The sequence below is a fragment of the Bacillus sp. FSL W8-0116 genome (genome assembly GCF_038003825.1).
GTDB lineage: Bacteria > Bacillota > Bacilli > Bacillales > DSM-4216 > Bacillus_O > Bacillus_O smithii.
Genome location: NZ_JBBOPY010000001.1, coordinates 2,931,366 through 2,946,985 on the forward strand (window position 1 = coordinate 2,931,366; position 15,620 = coordinate 2,946,985).

General features: G+C 42.7%; 15 protein-coding genes. 11 read left to right on the forward strand and 4 right to left on the reverse strand.

The genetic code is table 11. The annotated features are described in order from the left end of the window. The first annotated feature begins 11 nt into the window (after nucleotides 1–11). Together gcvPA and gcvPB are read left to right on the forward strand one after the other, a co-directional pair. On the forward strand, nucleotides 12–1,352 hold the full coding sequence (gcvPA, locus tag N1I86_RS13955) for an aminomethyl-transferring glycine dehydrogenase subunit GcvPA (protein WP_003355319.1): 1,341 nt from the start codon (nucleotides 12–14) through the stop codon (nucleotides 1,350–1,352). Continuing rightward, nucleotides 1,352–2,812 (forward strand): aminomethyl-transferring glycine dehydrogenase subunit GcvPB, encoded by a 1,461-nt coding sequence (gcvPB, locus tag N1I86_RS13960; protein ID WP_003355318.1) that lies wholly within the window; start codon nucleotides 1,352–1,354, stop codon nucleotides 2,810–2,812. The genes gcvPA and gcvPB overlap by 1 nt, the downstream gene beginning before the upstream one ends. Before the next feature lie 259 nt (nucleotides 2,813–3,071). On the opposite strand, the gene N1I86_RS13965 is transcribed toward gcvPB, so the two are convergent. Together N1I86_RS13965 and N1I86_RS13970 are read right to left on the reverse strand one after the other, a co-directional pair. Then, a complete protein-coding gene (locus N1I86_RS13965) occupies nucleotides 3,072–3,455 on the reverse strand; it encodes a rhodanese-like domain-containing protein (RefSeq protein WP_390895380.1) in 384 nt (127 codons plus the stop codon). Between the two features lie 104 nt (nucleotides 3,456–3,559). Then, nucleotides 3,560–4,605, reverse strand: a protein-coding gene (locus N1I86_RS13970; protein ID WP_076611651.1) for an IS630-like element ISBs2 family transposase whose coding sequence is annotated in 2 segments (ribosomal slippage) — nucleotides 3,560–4,099 and nucleotides 4,102–4,605 — 1,044 coding nt in all. Because the reading frame shifts where the segments join, the coding sequence is not laid out codon by codon here. Nucleotides 4,606–4,761: 156 nt separating this feature from the next. Here N1I86_RS13970 and N1I86_RS13975 point away from each other — a divergent pair. The 3 genes from N1I86_RS13975 (at nucleotide 4,762) to N1I86_RS13985 (ending at nucleotide 9,539) form a co-directional block, all read left to right on the forward strand. Next, nucleotides 4,762–5,601, forward strand: coding sequence for a lipoate--protein ligase family protein (locus N1I86_RS13975; protein WP_341096805.1), 840 nt, complete (start codon nucleotides 4,762–4,764; stop codon nucleotides 5,599–5,601). A gap of 344 nt (nucleotides 5,602–5,945) precedes the next feature. Then, nucleotides 5,946–8,510 (forward strand): vitamin B12-dependent ribonucleotide reductase, encoded by a 2,565-nt coding sequence (locus N1I86_RS13980; RefSeq protein ID WP_003355315.1) that lies wholly within the window; start codon nucleotides 5,946–5,948, stop codon nucleotides 8,508–8,510. 150 nt (nucleotides 8,511–8,660) lie between these two features. Beyond that, a complete protein-coding gene (locus N1I86_RS13985) occupies nucleotides 8,661–9,539 on the forward strand; it encodes a patatin-like phospholipase family protein (RefSeq protein ID WP_003355314.1) in 879 nt (292 codons plus the stop codon). Nucleotides 9,540–9,556: 17 nt separating this feature from the next. Here the strand turns inward: N1I86_RS13985 and N1I86_RS13990 are convergent, their stop codons facing one another. Both N1I86_RS13990 and N1I86_RS13995 read right to left on the reverse strand, forming a co-directional pair. Next, nucleotides 9,557–9,895 (reverse strand): SA1362 family protein, encoded by a 339-nt coding sequence (locus N1I86_RS13990; protein WP_003355312.1) that lies wholly within the window; start codon nucleotides 9,893–9,895, stop codon nucleotides 9,557–9,559. Nucleotides 9,896–9,953: 58 nt separating this feature from the next. Continuing rightward, nucleotides 9,954–10,850 (reverse strand): DUF1385 domain-containing protein, encoded by an 897-nt coding sequence (locus tag N1I86_RS13995; RefSeq protein ID WP_341097367.1) that lies wholly within the window; start codon nucleotides 10,848–10,850, stop codon nucleotides 9,954–9,956. A gap of 357 nt (nucleotides 10,851–11,207) precedes the next feature. On the opposite strand from N1I86_RS13995, the gene N1I86_RS14000 reads away from it, so the two are divergent. From N1I86_RS14000 to spoIIIAB, 6 genes are all read left to right on the forward strand, one after another. Continuing rightward, on the forward strand, nucleotides 11,208–11,783 hold the full coding sequence (locus N1I86_RS14000) for a YqhR family membrane protein (protein WP_003355310.1): 576 nt from the start codon (nucleotides 11,208–11,210) through the stop codon (nucleotides 11,781–11,783). A gap of 141 nt (nucleotides 11,784–11,924) precedes the next feature. Further along, complete coding sequence (gene aroQ, locus N1I86_RS14005; RefSeq protein ID WP_003355309.1) at nucleotides 11,925–12,371, forward strand: type II 3-dehydroquinate dehydratase; 447 nt, start codon at nucleotides 11,925–11,927, stop codon at nucleotides 12,369–12,371. Beyond that, nucleotides 12,371–13,432: a M24 family metallopeptidase gene (locus N1I86_RS14010; protein WP_327803935.1), complete on the forward strand. Its 1,062-nt coding sequence runs from the start codon at nucleotides 12,371–12,373 to the stop codon at nucleotides 13,430–13,432. Before aroQ ends, N1I86_RS14010 begins: the two co-directional genes overlap by 1 nt. Nucleotides 13,433–13,452: 20 nt before the next feature. Then, nucleotides 13,453–14,010 carry an elongation factor P gene (efp, locus tag N1I86_RS14015; protein WP_003355307.1) on the forward strand — a complete coding sequence of 186 codons (558 nt, stop codon included), beginning with the start codon at nucleotides 13,453–13,455 and terminating at the stop codon, nucleotides 14,008–14,010. 163 nt (nucleotides 14,011–14,173) lie between these two features. Then, nucleotides 14,174–15,103 (forward strand): stage III sporulation protein AA, encoded by a 930-nt coding sequence (gene spoIIIAA / locus N1I86_RS14020; protein WP_341096810.1) that lies wholly within the window; start codon nucleotides 14,174–14,176, stop codon nucleotides 15,101–15,103. After that, nucleotides 15,100–15,612, forward strand: a complete 513-nt coding sequence (spoIIIAB, locus tag N1I86_RS14025; protein WP_003355305.1) for a stage III sporulation protein SpoIIIAB — start codon at nucleotides 15,100–15,102, stop codon at nucleotides 15,610–15,612. The genes spoIIIAA and spoIIIAB overlap by 4 nt, the downstream gene beginning before the upstream one ends. Nucleotides 15,613–15,620: the final 8 nt, after the last annotated feature.

The window sequence follows — 15,620 nt, forward strand, 5'->3', positions numbered from 1 at the left end:
AGGAGAATGGAATGAAGCATCGTTATTTGCCTATGACAGAAACGGATCAACAAGAAATGCTGAAAGCCATTGGTGTGGAGTCGGTGGAGGAACTTTTTCGTGATATACCGGAAAAAGTGCGATTCCAAGGAGAGTACAATATAAAAAAAGCGTCACCGGAATCGACGTTGAAAAAGGAATTGACCCAGCTTTCCCGTAGAAATGCGAACACAAAAGAGTATATATCCTTCTTAGGAGCGGGTGTGTACGATCATTACATTCCCGCGATTGTCGATCATGTTCTTTCACGCTCTGAATTTTATACCGCCTATACACCTTATCAGCCGGAAATTTCTCAAGGGGAATTGCAGGCCATATTCGAATTTCAAACAATGATCTGTGAATTAACAGGAATGGATGTAGCCAACTCTTCGATGTATGACGGGGCGACGGCTCTTGCTGAGGCGGCGCTGCTTTCCGCTGCCCAAACGAGACGCAATAAAGTACTGATTTCTTCCGCCGTTCATTCGGAATCAAAAGAAGTTCTGAAAACGTATGCGAAAGGACGCCGGCTTGAAGTGGTGGAAATCGCGGCGACTCAAGGTACGACGGACGTACTAGAGTTAGCCAATCAAATCGATTCGAATACTGCGGCGGTCATTGTTCAGTATCCGAATTTTTTGGGCAGAGTCGAACCGCTCGCTGAACTGGCGGATATCGCTCATTCCGAAAAGGCGATGTTTGTTGTTTCCGCCAATCCGCTTGCTCTTGGGGTTTTAGAACCACCTGGAAAATTCGGAGCAGACATTGTGGTCGGCGACTGCCAGCCCTTCGGAATTCCTGCAGCATTTGGGGGACCGCATTGCGGCTATTTTGCCGTCACAGAAAAATTGATGCGAAAAATCCCCGGAAGGTTAGTGGGGCAAACGGTAGATGAAGATGGCAAAAGAGGATTTGTATTAACTCTCCAAGCACGGGAACAGCATATCCGCCGCGATAAAGCGACATCCAATATTTGTTCCAACCAAGCTTTAAACGCTTTAGCAGCTAGCGTAGCGATGACGGCTCTTGGCAAAAAAGGATTAAGAGAAATGGCGGAACAAAACGTGCAAAAAGCTTATTATGCGAAAAAACAGCTTCAGAAAAATGGCGCCATCGTCGCTTTTGACGGACCCTCTTTCAATGAATTTGTCATTCGTTTAAATAAACCGGTGAAGGACGTAAATAAGCGGCTTTTTCAAAAAAAGATAATCGGCGGGTACGATTTAGGAAAAATGGATCCAATGCTTCAAAATCATATGCTGATTGCGGTAACGGAACTTCGCACAAAAGAAGAAATTGATTTATTGGTCAAAGAATTGGGGGGATTATGATGAACAAAACGGATCAGCCTCTTATTTTTGAAATTTCCAAGTCTGGCCGCATCGGATACAGTTTGCCGGAGCTGGATGTCCCTAAGGTTGACGTGGCGGATATTCTTCCAACGCAATATATAAGACAGGAAGAGCCGGATTTGCCGGAAGTATCTGAGTTGGAAATTATGCGTCACTACACGGCTCTTTCCAAACGGAACCACGGTGTTGATTCCGGGTTTTATCCGCTCGGTTCCTGTACGATGAAATATAATCCCAAAATAAATGAAGATGTCGCCCGTTTGGAAGGCTTTCGTCATATTCATCCGCTGCAGGACGAAGAAACCGTTCAAGGTTCACTGGAGTTGATGTACGATCTCCAGGAACATTTAAAAGAAATAACAGGAATGGATGAAGTGACTTTGCAGCCGGCTGCCGGAGCACACGGCGAATGGACAGGTCTTATGATGATTCGCGCCTATCACGAAGCGCGAGGCGATGACAAACGGACGAAAGTGATCATCCCTGATTCCGCTCACGGTACCAATCCCGCATCGGCGACCATTGCCGGATTTGATACCATTACGGTAAAATCGAACGAACAAGGTCTTGTCGATTTGGAAGATCTACGGAGAGTAGCGGGGGAAGATACAGCGGCCTTAATGCTGACGAATCCGAATACGTTAGGGCTCTTTGAGGAGAATATTCTTGAAATCGCTGAAATCATCCATCAAGTCGGAGGAAAGCTTTATTATGACGGCGCTAATTTAAATGCCGTTCTTTCAAAGGCGCGTCCGGGTGATATGGGCTTTGATGTAGTCCATTTGAATCTTCACAAAACTTTCACAGGACCGCATGGGGGAGGCGGCCCCGGTTCTGGACCTGTCGGTGTGAAAAAGGAATTAATCCCTTATTTGCCGAAGCCCGTATTAACAAAAAAAGATGGGATCTTTGTTTGGGATGAGGACCGCCCACATTCTATCGGCAGAGTGAAACCGTATTACGGCAATTTCGGTATTCTTGTTCGCGCTTATACGTATATTCGTTCCATGGGGCCGGACGGTTTAAAAGCGGTCAGCGAAAATGCCGTCATTAATGCCAACTATATGATGAGAAAGCTGGCTCCATATTACGAACTGCCATATGACCGGCATTGTAAACATGAATTTGTGCTAAGCGGAAAACGCCAGAAAAAATTGGGCGTTCGGACATTGGACATTGCGAAACGGCTGCTGGATTTTGGCTTTCATCCCCCGACCATTTATTTTCCGCTCAATGTGGAAGAATGTCTGATGATCGAACCGACGGAAACGGAATCGAAGGAAACGCTGGACTCTTTTATTGAAGCGATGATTCAAATTGCGAAAGAAGCGGAAGAACAGCCGGAAATCGTCCAAGAAGCTCCTCATACCACTGTGATCCGCCGCTTGGATGAAACGGCCGCTGCCCGAAAGCCGATTTTGCGATTTAAACGATCATAACGGTTGATGGAGTTTTCGCATTTCCATCCTTCCTTATCAAGGAAGGATGGAAATCAGGAAGACGGCCTACAAGCGACGAATGGACAGAAAAAAGAACGAAACCATGGAAAACGACCAAATGGTTGAACATAAATAAGTCCGATCGTTTGCAGAAAAAAAGAGACTGGTTCAAGAAAAAGGAATATTCGGCCTATTTGCTGCGAACTCCCTTTTCCCGTCCAGTCATTTCATGATGTTCGTTTAAAATGACGAAATTTCGTTATTTTCCGGTTTTGATTTTCCCCGTCCATTTTTTGAAGCCGCCTTCTAACTGATAAAGCTGACGGTAACCGTGCCGGTATAAATATTGTGCAGCTCGTCCGCTTCTTAAACCGCTTTGACAATAAAGATACACCGGTTTGTCCGGACGGATTTCCTTCATTCTCATTTTGATTTGTGTGAGAGGAATGTTGCGGGCTCCCAGGATGTGACCGGCTTCAAATTCATTCGGTTCCCTGACGTCGATCAGTTGCGCTTTTCTGTAGCCGGCTTTAAATTCATCTTCTTTTAATGTTTTGACAACTCTTTTTTGTGTAAAATACACGAAGAGAAAATAAATAAGAACAACTACGATAATCGTGGCTAGCGTATACAGCAAGTTTATAGCTCCTTTCCCTTAAGATGCACTAATATTTATTATAGTCATCACTGTTCTTTTAATCAAAATCTTTTCTATGATTTTTTATGCATATAAGTTGAATTAAAGATTTACAACTGAACACACAAACGATCGATCGTTTGTTCTGGTTTCTGGTTGATTCGCTGAATAAAGGCTTGGACATTCTTTCTAATTTCTTGCACACTCGAATAGAACACGTTGTAAATCACGTCTGATTTCAGCCATTTCCATAGCCCTTCAATCAAGTTCAATTGCGGACTGTATGGTGGCAAAAAGACGAGCTCTAACCGATCTTCGTGTTCTTTTAAAAATGGCTGAATGAGTTTGGCATGGTGAATTCGAGCGTTATCTAAAATCATCACTATTTTGCCTGTGGGATAGCGTTCTAACACAAGTTGAAGAAATCGAAGAAATGTTTCCGCGTCATAGCATTCTTCTTCGATGCAAAACACTTCCCCTGTTTCGTAGTTCAACGTGCCAATCAGCTTCAGCCCTTGATGTTTTCCAAACGTCGGAATGATTCGTTGTTTTCCTTTGACAAACCATGTTTTTTGAATCGCTTGGTAATCACGAATCATCGACTCATCTTGAAAGAGGACATGGGCGATGTTCCCATCTACCAGTTTTTTTTTACTTCAGGGAAGGTGATTTCGACGAATTCTTTTTGTTTCTCTTCATCGGCATTGGCTAGTGTATAGGTCGGTTTCGTATAGCTTAGCCCTAACCGATGCAGAATGTCACTTGTTCCGCGAAGCGTGTATGTTGGCCCCCACTTTTGTTGAATGAGTTCAGCGATTATCGCAAGCGTCCAATTATATTTTGCTTCGAATCCCACATCTACGGGGAGCTGATGTTCAATGATCAAAGCCAGCTCTTTTTCCTGCTCAGGGGTCAATCGACGTGGGGCGCCAGGTGAGTATTTCATCTCCAGTCCATCAAGACCGCGCTGGGCGTAGGCATGAATATAGTTATAAATAGTTTTCTTGGATCGACCAATAATCGTTGCGATTTCTCCTTTGGTATATCCCTGCAAATGAAGATAAATCGCTTGGTAGCGTTCATATGCTCGTTTACTTTTTGCTTCTTTCATGGCAGTGGACAACTTTTCGATCTCGTCTTTGTGATTTGGCATCATATTTTCTCTCCGTTCCCCTATTTTCTCTTTGTATTTATTCGCCGTGGAACGGGAGAAAACCTTTATTTTAATTTATACAGAATTCTTTCTTTGTGTTTTCCCGGATCGTTTGATAGACTAGAGAAGGAAATTTTCAAGTTAAAGAGGGTGAATGGAATGGAAAAAAAAGAAGTGTGGAAATTTATTGATTCCGGTAAATGTTCGCCTTCTTTCAATATGGCCCTTGATGAAGCTCTTTTGGATTGGCACAGCAAAGGAGACATTCCTCCTGTGATCCGCTTTTACGGCTGGAATCCACCGACATTATCGATCGGTTATTTCCAAAAAGCGGAAAAAGAAATCGATCTGGAAGCTGTTAAAAAACACGGCTTAGGATTTGTACGTCGCCCCACAGGCGGAAGAGGCGTTTTGCATGAACATGAACTTACATACAGTGTCATTGTAACGGAAGAGCATCCGCGCATGCCGAAAACCGTAACGGAAGCTTACAGGGTGATTTCCGAAGGAATCCTTAAAGGGTTCCAATACCTTGGTTTAGACGCTTATTTTGCCATCCCCCATACGGAAGAAGAAAAAAACAAATTAAAGGATCCGCGTTCTTCTGTTTGTTTTGATGCCCCAAGTTGGTATGAACTAGTAGTGGAAGGACGGAAAGTGGCAGGAAGTGCTCAAACAAGGCAAAAAGGAGTCATTCTGCAGCACGGTTCCATTTTGCTTGATTTGGACGAAGAGAAACTTTTCAGTTTGTTTCGCTATCCGAGTGAAAGAGTAAAAGAACGGATGATGAAATCGTTCAAAAACAAAGCGGTGGCCATTAATGAAATCAGTGCAAATCCTGTTACCATTGAAATGGCAAAGGAAGCTTTTAAAAAAGGATTTGAAGATGGCTTAAATATCCAATTGGAACCATACGAGCTGTCCGAACAGGAAAAGGCGTTTGTGGAAAAATTAGCCAAAGAAAAATACGAATCGGATGAATGGAATTTCAGACGTTAGCTACTGGGGAGAAAGCGGAGACCGCATCCGCTTTTTCTCTTTTTTCGTTGCCGTGCCTTCTTTTTGCTGGAGGGCAGTGGTGATACATGTTGCCTTCCATTCTGCAAGTTTCAGAAATGATCATTTTTCGGCAATTATGGTCGTTTTCCCCTAAATATCTCTATTCTCCCAATGAAACCATCTTTTTTTTTCGCTTGACAAAAAAGCGAATATAAATCAATATATAGTAATAGTGAAAGGGATAATGGCACAATATATTGTGCGGTTCGTTTTTGTGAGTATAATATATGGCTTGGGTTTGTCCAAATGAAGAAACGTTTAAAGCTAGAAAAGGAGTTGTCGATATGTCTGTTGCGTTGAATAAAAACATGACGATTAACAAGGAACGGTTAAACAAGGATATACAGCTTTTCCCTCAAGTTCATCCCATTACGGATGACATGAAAATCACCTTTAAAGGTGTATCCCGGCTGGTGATGATCGATCGATATTCGTTTAAAGATACAGAGAAAATTACTTTGGCAGAAGGGGATTTTGTCGTTTTAACGGTGAAAGAGGATCCAAAATTTCCGGCCCGCGGATTAGGGTATATCGTCGGGATTGATTGGGAAGTCAAAAAGGCAGATGTATGGATTGAAGAGGAATACCGAAGTGCCATTGACGATCCGAAAGAATTGGAAACAGGTATCGTTCGTCGGCCGCTCAACGTCATTGAAAAACCTCTGGAAGTCTATTATGAACAAATCGCAAAGAGAAACGCAACAGGCCTAGCCTCCGTTGAAAAAACGGAAGAAAAAAGAAAAGAATGGTTTGAAAAATTTTATCGCGAGCTCGTCAGTTTGAATTTTGTTCCGGCTGGACGTGTGCTGTACGGAGCGGGATCCGGAAAGGATGTTACTTATTTCAACTGCTATGTGATGCCGTTTGTAAAGGACTCCCGTGAAGGCATCTCCGAACATCGCAAACAAGTAATGGAAATTATGTCGCGAGGCGGTGGGGTCGGAACGAACGGATCAACGCTTCGTCCTCGTCATGCATTGGCAAGAGGGGTAAATGGAAAATCATCAGGATCCGTTTCTTGGCTGGATGATATTGCTAAATTAACCCACCTGGTGGAACAAGGCGGTTCAAGACGTGGAGCTCAAATGATTATGCTGGCAGACTGGCATCCTGATATTGTGGAATTTATTATATCCAAAATGCAAAATCCGCGTATTTTGCGTTTCTTAATTGAAAATTCAAACGACGAACAAATTAAAAAGGCTGCGAGCGACAAACTGAAATTCACACCGCTTACTGAACTGGAAAAAGCGATGTATCAAGGGATTCTCAATTATAAAAACATTCCGGGACAAGGCGGTTTTGGCGAAAAAATTATTCAAGAAGCCGAAGAAAAGCTTCGTACTGGTGGAGTATATTCTGTCCATAATCCGGACTTTTTGACGGGAGCGAATATTTCGGTCTGCTTAACGAAGGAATTTATGGAAGCAGTCGAAAAAGATGAAGAATATGAACTCCGTTTTCCGGCTGTGGAATCTTACGATGAAAAAGAAATGGAAATTTACAATAACGAATGGCACAAAGTCGGAGATGTGCGCGAATGGGAGAAAATGGGCCACAAAGTGAAAACATACCGTAAAATTCGTGCACGTGAATTATGGAACTTAATCAACATTTGTGCTACATACTCTGCAGAGCCGGGCATTTTCTTTATTGACAATGCTAATGAAATGACGAACGCGGTAAGCTACGGACAAAAAATAGTGGCAACCAATCCGTGTGGTGAACAGCCGCTGGCTCCGTATTCTGTGTGCAACTTGGCAGCAGTCAACCTTGCCGAAATGGTGGATAAAGAAAACAAGACGGTTGATTTTGAAAAATTAAAACAGACGGTGGAAGTGGGCGTTCGCATGCAAGACAATGTCATCGATGCCACTCCTTACTTCCTGGAAGAGAACCGAAAACAAGCCCTCGGCGAACGTCGTATCGGTTTAGGCGTGATGGGCCTGGCGGATTTGCTGATCTACTGCGAGAAAGAGTACGGTTCGGAAGAAGGCAACAAGCTGGTTGACCGGGTATTTGAAACGATTGCAACGACGGCTTACAGAACATCGATTGAATTGGCGAAAGAAAAAGGAAGCTTCCCATATTTGGTCGGAGAAACGGAAGAAGAAACGAATAAGCTTCGCGAGTCCTTTATTCAATCCGGTTATATGAAAAAAATGCCGGAAGATATCCGTCAAGATATTTTGAAATACGGAATTCGCAATTCTCATTTATTAACGGTGGCGCCGACTGGATCCACAGGAACGATGGTGGGCGTATCCACGGGATTGGAACCGTATTTCTCCTTTACTTACTACCGCAGCGGCCGGTTAGGAAAATTTATCGAGGTAAAAGCGGATATCGTACAAGAATATTTGGATCAACATCCAGAAGCTGATCCGGATCATCTGCCGCACTGGTTTGTAACGGCGATGGATCTATCTCCGGAAGCTCATGCCGATGTACAATGTGTGATTCAACGCTGGGTAGACAGCTCGATTTCCAAAACGGTCAACGCTCCTCGCGGTTATACGGTTGAACAAGTGCAGAAAGTGTACGAGCGTCTCTATAAAGGCGGGGCAAAAGGCGGAACCGTTTATGTTGACGGAAGCCGTGATTCACAAGTATTAACGTTAAAAGCAGAAGAAAACCATCCAGAGGAAGAGCCGATTGTGAATGATGCGGAAAAATCGGAACAACATGTCGTCATACTAGATACGATTCAAGATGTTCGTTCAACATCTGTGAAAATAGGCAACGAAGTCGGCGATACATGCCCTATCTGCCGCAAAGGGACGATTGAAGAAATCGGCGGCTGCAATACTTGTACAAACTGCGGTGCACAATTAAAATGTGGACTATAAAATAAAATTTCTGCTGTTTTTCAGAGAAATCTCTTTCTAAGAGGCTGATTCGCATTTAGAGTCAGCCTCGTTTTTTGTATCCGGAAGTTCTAATTGTCGTGCCTCATTCTTAAACATATAAAAGAAAGTTTGCATCGAAGGAGGGGCCGTATGAAAATCGATGGGGTTTTTTCCGGAGGGGGAATAAGAGGTTTTGCGTTAATTGGCGCTTATCAAGAACTGGAAGAGAAAGGATATCAATTTATCAGGCTTGCGGGTACAAGCGCCGGTTCGATCATTGCCGGTTTTATAGCGGCCGGTTATAGAAGCAGCGAAATTTACCAATTAATAGATGAAGTGGACTTGAAGGATTTGTTGGACGATTCTCCACGATACTTTCCGGCATTTTTAAATTGGCTAAAAGTCTATTGGAAATTAGGAATTTATAAAGGAGATTCATTAGAAGCATGGTTAAGCGAAAAATTGGCGCAAAAAGGTGTTCGGACATTTGCTGATTTACCTCCCGAGACACTGAGAGTCGTCGCTTCCGATTTGACAAACGGCCAGTTAATCGTTTTGCCGGATGATCTTCAGCCCTACGGCATTTCGCCTGAGAATTTTTCCGTCGCTCGAGCGATTCGCATGAGCTGTTCGCTCCCTTATTTTTTTCAGCCGGCAAAGCTTAAAACAGCTAAGGGAACAGCGTTGATCGCGGATGGTGGCATTTTGAGCAACTTTCCCATGTGGATTTTCGGCCAGGAGGGTAGAAAACGTCCGGTGATCGGCATTAAGCTGGTTCCGCGAGATTCCGATATTCAGGAAAAAAACATTCATAATGCCATTGAGTTGTTTAGCGCCCTTTTTAAAACGATGAAAGATGCTCACGATGCCCGTTATATATCCCGTAAACTGGAGAAAAATATTGTATTTATTAAAACGAATGGAATTAGTTTGACGGAGTTTGAATTAAATGATAATGAAAAACGCGTCCTTGTGGAATTAGGACGCGAACAAACTCGGCGGTTTTTAAAAAACTGGAGCTATGGTTAATGGAAGCGAGCCAAGGGTTAAGCTCGTTTTTTCTTTTTCCCTTTTTTTCCTTCGATGACGGTCAGATGGACGTCGTTTCTTCTGCTAATCGGTTTTCTTTTTTGGGTAGAAAGTCGGGATGATTGACGTTTCCTGATTCTTTTCTTGGATTTTTTAGCTGCTCTTAAAAATGCTTGCTGGTCTTTGCGTACCGGCTTTTTGATTCCCATTCTGTAGACAATATACAGAATACTTGCAACAAAGATTAAAAACAGGATTCGCTTTCCCAGTGCATTAGGAGAGCCTGCAAAGAAAGACAATAACCCGATGGCGGCAAGACCCGTGATTAAAAAGAAAACGAAAGTGCGAATCTTCAAGAAACCCACCTCCCTGCCAGGCATGAAATTCATTGTCGATGGATGATCTATTAATAGTTTAGACAATTTTCTGTTCTTTTAATCTTTTTTCTTCCATCATTTCCAAACGGAGTAGTTCGTTAAAGGAAGCGATGGCCACTTCTACTTGATCATCACTCGGTTCTTTTGTCGTCAGCAATTGAAGCCATAAGCCAGAATAGCCTAAATATTTTAATATCGGCACTGTTCGCAGTTTGTTGGTGATCTGTAGCATTTCAAAAGACAGACTCAGCACAACAGGTATCAGAGCAATCCGGTTTACTACTCTCAGCCAAAGAGGGTGAACCGGAACAAACATATATACAAATATTCCGACAATGACGGTAAAAAGAAGAAAACTGCTGCCGCAGCGATAATGCAAGCGCGACTGAGATTGAACATTTTCAACGGTTAAATCGAGACCATTTTCAAAGGCATTGATCACTTTATGCTCTGCTCCGTGATATTGCAACACTTTTTTTACAAGGGGAGTCAACGAAATAAAATGAATATATGCTAGAAGCAGTAGAAGTTTAAACATACCTTCTATGAAAATTTGAGTCAAATCTCCGGGAAAAATGGGACGGGTGAATTCTGCCAAAAACACGGGCACAAGGGTGAAGACAAATTTGGCAAACAGAAAAGACAGAATACCGACGATCGCTGCATTTAAGGCCATCGTCCATTTTTTTGTTTCTTTTTTTGGAGCTTCATCATCCATGTCTTTTTCCCAATTGGATTCATACAGATCGGAAGAAAATTGAAGATGTTTTGAGCCGGTGGTGGTTGCGATGATGATGGCCGCAATCCCCCGCAGCAATGGGATGTGTTTGATTTTTTGAAAGATCGGTTTTTGTTCTCGAGAAAGGCGGTAAAACTCCATTTCACCGTCTTTTTTCCTGACAGCGGTGACCGTAAAGTGTCTACCCCCAAACATCACTCCTTCGATTACGGCTTGGCCTCCATATAAAGGCTTTGTTTGTTTCAATGGAATCCCTCGCTCATCGTAAACTTTTATTATCCCTATTTTAACTTTCTTTTCTGAATAAGGAAAGGTCTGCACGAAAGGACGAAAAAGTTTTTTTAGATAGGGCATATTAAAAGAGGACTTCAATAGAAGAGGCTTCGTGGTGAAGGAGGAAATAGCTTTGGTCTTGAATCATGCGTGTTTAGGAACTTCACGATGATAAATAATCCTTCCAACGACTTACAGATAGGTTAGCGAATTCATTTTGGTCATTTTTCACAAAATATCAAAGGGAATATGTCAGATGCAAGTCAGGAGAGAATCTTTATGATGAAGCGATATGTTCACGTCAAGAACCGTCAGATGGAGGTGGGCAACATGGACGGAAATGAAAACGGAAAGAATCAATCAGAACACAGTCAGCAAACGATGTCAATGTTTGCATATGTGGCCGTTACAGGCTTTTTTGGAGGATTGTTATGGAGTTTTGTGGCTTATTTTGCCTACTGGTTTCATTTTACCACGATTGAACCGAACGTTTTGCTGGAACCGTTTACTGTAGGGAAATGGCGGGAAACATGGATTGGTTTTTTCATGACATTGTTCGCTTATGGAATCGTTTCGATCCTTGCGGCCTTTATCTACTATCTTTGTTTCAAAAAAGTAAAATCTATGTGGATGGGAGTAGGGTATGGGATTGCCTTGTTTTTGGTTGTCATATTTATTTTCAACCCAATTTTTCCCGGCATAAAACATTGGAAACACATTTCTTTTCATACTTATGTGACAAGTCTTTGTCTCTATTCGCTTTATGGCTTATTTGTCGGATTTTCCATTTCTTATCAATATGGAGAAGTATATGGTCAATATTATAAAAAGCTTCAAAAACAAGAAAATCAATAATAGGTCATAGTTAAAAGCTTCCTGTTTATTATACGCTCTCCCCCAACGGAAAAGTACGGTCTTTCCGAGAAGGCTAATGAAAGATATGGGATATTTGTGATAAAATGTTTTAAAGAAATCTTTTTCAATAAGGTGGTCGCTGTGCATATACTTTTATTAAACGGCCCGAACTTAAATCGTTTAGGAAAACGAGAACCGGCGATTTATGGAACCGAAACATTGGATTCCATCGAGAAAAGAGTTCGGGAAAAAGGAAAAGAGTTTGGAGCAGAGGTGGTTTGTTTCCAATCTAACTATGAAGGGGCCCTGATTGACCGCATTCATCAAGCAGAAGACGAAGGGATAGAAGGCGTCATTTTCAATCCAGGGGCTTTTACGCATTACAGCTATGCGCTAAGAGATGCAATAGCTTCCGTTCAAGTCCCGGTGATAGAAGTTCATTTGTCAAACATACATCGACGTGAATCCTTTCGACACCATTCTGTCATCGCTCCCGAAGCCATTGGTCAAATTGTCGGATTGGGGGCACTGGGTTATGAGTTGGCGCTTCAAGCCATTATTCAGTACATACAGGGGAGAGAATCTTAATGGAAAAAATCAAAAGACTTCGTGAACAATTTGCTCAAGCCGGTATTGATGGGATGCTAGTGACAAGCCCCTTTAATCGACGCTATATGACAAATTTCACCGGAACGAGCGGAGTAGCGCTTATTTCTGAGGAAAAAGCTTTATTTATTACCGATTTTCGCTACGTGGAACAAGCAGGGAATCAGGCAAAAGGATATGAAATTGTCCAACATGCCGTTCCCATTCATGAAGAAGTGGCGAAACAGGCTGAAAAGCTAGGCATTCAAAAATTAGGCTTTGAAAAAGATCACTTAACCTTTTCCAATTATCAAGACTATCAGAAAGCTTTTAAAGGCGAGCTAGTTCCTGTCGGTGATATCATCGAAAACTTGCGCTTGATTAAGAGCGAATCAGAGATTAAGATATTAAAGGAAGCTGCCGATATTGCCGATGCTGCGTTTAAACATATTTTGGACTTTATCAAACCGGGAATCACTGAGCTTGAAGTCGCCAATGAACTCGAGTTCTTTATGAGAAAGTGCGGGGCAACTTCTTCTTCGTTTGATACGATCGTTGCTTCAGGAAAAAGATCCGCTTTGCCACACGGAGTGGCCAGCGATAAAATCATCGAAAAAGGGGACTTAGTCACTCTTGACTATGGAGCCCTTTACAAAGGATATGTGTCCGATATCACTCGCACGGTTGCCGTTGGAGAGCCTTCCGACGATTTGAAAAACATTTATCAAATTGTTCTCGAGGCTCAATTGTTGGCGGTGGAAAAAATAAAACCGGGAATGACCGGGAAAGAAGCAGACGCGATTGCAAGAAACTACATAGCAGAAAAAGGTTTCGGCGATCGATTTGGCCATTCTCTTGGTCATGGAATTGGATTGGAAGTTCATGAAAAGCCTTTATTGTCTATGCGTTCGGATATTGTGCTGCAGCCGGGAATGGTTGTAACGGTTGAACCGGGGATCTATGTTCCCGGCCTTGGCGGAGTACGCATTGAAGACGATACGATTATCACAAGCAGCGGCAATGAAACGATCACGCATTCAACAAAAGAATTGATTATTTTGTAAATTACAGGAGGAAGCCATACATGATTTCAGTAAATGATTTTCGAACAGGTTTGACGATTGAAGTTGATGGAGAAATTTGGCGCGTACTGGATTTCCAGCACGTGAAACCGGGTAAAGGAGCGGCATTCGTTCGTTCGAAGCTGCGCAACTTGCGCACAGGCGCCATTCAAGAAAAAACGTTTCGCGCCGGCGAAAAAGTAGAAAGAGCACAAATTGATAATCGAAAAATGCAATACTTGTATGCAAACGGCGATCAACACGTTTTCATGGATAATGAAACATACGAACAAATCGAATTAAGCAGCTCCCAAATCGAGTACGAATTAAAATTCTTAAAAGAAAATATGGAAGTTTTCATTATGATGTATCAAGGAGAAACAATCGGTGTGGAACTTCCGAATACAGTGGAATTGACGGTCGTGGAAACGGAACCAGGAGTTAAAGGAGATACAGCATCAGGCGGTACAAAACCAGCAACGCTTGAAACAGGGCTTGTCGTACAAGTTCCGTTCTTTGTAAATGAAGGCGACAAACTCGTTATTAACACATCAGACGGCTCATACGTTTCAAGAGCGTAATCATACTACATTTTAAGTTGAAGGAAGCCAGATCAAGATCCTTTTATGGGTTTTGATCTGGCTTCTTTTTTTCCTGCTTTTGGATTTGGGCGAAATGAAGTCATACTTCCTTCGATCGAAAATATATTTGTAGTAGAGGGGGCTTGTACTAGGAGGAATGAATGTGGAAGAAATTTTTGATTATTTGCCAAAGACAATTGCGGATGAAATGAAGCGACTGCCCGACAATTATTGGATGAAAGTGGAAGAGATCCGTATGAGAATTGGTCGTCCGCTTGAGATCGCTGTCATGGGACGCCCCCTGTTTCTTTCTCATGTTGTCACGAAAGAGGACGGGGAAACGTTTATGAGTAAAATAAGCCACCATTCTTTTTATACGCTGGAAGAAGAATTGAAACGGGGGTACATTACCATCGAAGGAGGGCATCGAGTGGGGCTGGCGGGAAAAGTCATCCTTGAAAATGGACAAGTCAAGGGATTGCGCCATTTGTCCTCTTTTAATATAAGAATTGCCCGGGAGATCATAGGGATTTCACGTCCTCTTATCCCTTTTTTATTTGAAAAAGGATGGAAACATACGATGATTATCGGGGCTCCCCAGACAGGAAAAACGACTCTTCTCCGTGATATCGCCAGAGTCGTTTCGACCGGTTGTGACCAATTGAATATTCCATCCTTAAAAGTAGGAATTGTCGATGAACGTTCCGAAATCGCCGGCTGTATGTTTGGGATTCCTCAGCTTTCCTTTGGACCAAGAGTGGATGTGTTGGATGCATGTCCAAAAGCGGAAGGCATGATGATGATGATTCGTTCGATGAGTCCGGATGTTTTAGTAGTAGATGAAATCGGGCGGGAAGAGGATCGAATGGCTGTGCTGGAAGCGGTCAATGCAGGGGTAAAGCTTGTCATGACGACACACGGAGATTCTCTTGAAGAGATTCAAAAACGCCCTCTTCTTGCTGATATTGTCAATCGGCAATTAATCGAAAGGTATGTGGAACTGACACGAGAAAAAGGTCCCGGTACTATTTCCGTCATTAGAGGAGAAAAAGGGCAACGGCTGTCCCGCCAAATGAGGGTGGAAAAAGGATGAAATGGATTGGTGCCATCTTGATTCTGGGGTCCGCTTGCTGGTTCGGATTCGAACAAGCAAAACAATTAGCCGATCGGACGAAGCAATTGAAAATGATGATCGCGGCGCTGCAGTCGTTGGAGGCGGAAATTATGTACGGGCATACCCCTTTGCATGAAGCAGCGAGAAAAATCGGTCATCAGTTCGGATTCCCTGTCTCCCAGTTGTTCCTTACTTTTGCAGAAACGATTTTATCGACAGAAATTTCAGTCGATGAAGCATGGAAAAACAGTCTCCATTTTATCAGAAATAAGGCAGCCTTTAAGCGGCCGGAATATGAAATTATAGAACAATTTGGCGGATCGTTAGGCAAACATGACCTTCTGACCCAGCAGAAGCACATTCTTCTGACCCTTGCCCATTTGCAAAGAGAAGAGGAAGAAGCGCGGGAAAATCAAAAAAAATACGAAAAAATGTACAAAAGTTTAAGCATATTAGTAGGGCTGCTTTTGGTCCTTTTGCTTTTCTAAAACCAGGG

Coding starts and splice junctions, on each gene's coding strand:
- N1I86_RS13995 (WP_341097367.1), bottom strand. CDS start 10,850: ATGTTTGGGGGTAGACACTTTACGGTCACCGCTGTCAGGAAAAAAGAC.
- gcvPB (WP_003355318.1), top strand. CDS start 1,352: ATGAACAAAACGGATCAGCCTCTTATTTTTGAAATTTCCAAGTCTGGC.
- spoIIIAB (WP_003355305.1), top strand. CDS start 15,100: ATGAAATGGATTGGTGCCATCTTGATTCTGGGGTCCGCTTGCTGGTTC.
- gcvPA (WP_003355319.1), top strand. CDS start 12: ATGAAGCATCGTTATTTGCCTATGACAGAAACGGATCAACAAGAAATG.
- N1I86_RS13980 (WP_003355315.1), top strand. CDS start 5,946: ATGTCTGTTGCGTTGAATAAAAACATGACGATTAACAAGGAACGGTTA.
- N1I86_RS14000 (WP_003355310.1), top strand. CDS start 11,208: ATGATGAAGCGATATGTTCACGTCAAGAACCGTCAGATGGAGGTGGGC.
- N1I86_RS13975 (WP_341096805.1), top strand. CDS start 4,762: ATGGAAAAAAAAGAAGTGTGGAAATTTATTGATTCCGGTAAATGTTCG.
- N1I86_RS14010 (WP_327803935.1), top strand. CDS start 12,371: ATGGAAAAAATCAAAAGACTTCGTGAACAATTTGCTCAAGCCGGTATT.
- N1I86_RS13985 (WP_003355314.1), top strand. CDS start 8,661: ATGAAAATCGATGGGGTTTTTTCCGGAGGGGGAATAAGAGGTTTTGCG.
- efp (WP_003355307.1), top strand. CDS start 13,453: ATGATTTCAGTAAATGATTTTCGAACAGGTTTGACGATTGAAGTTGAT.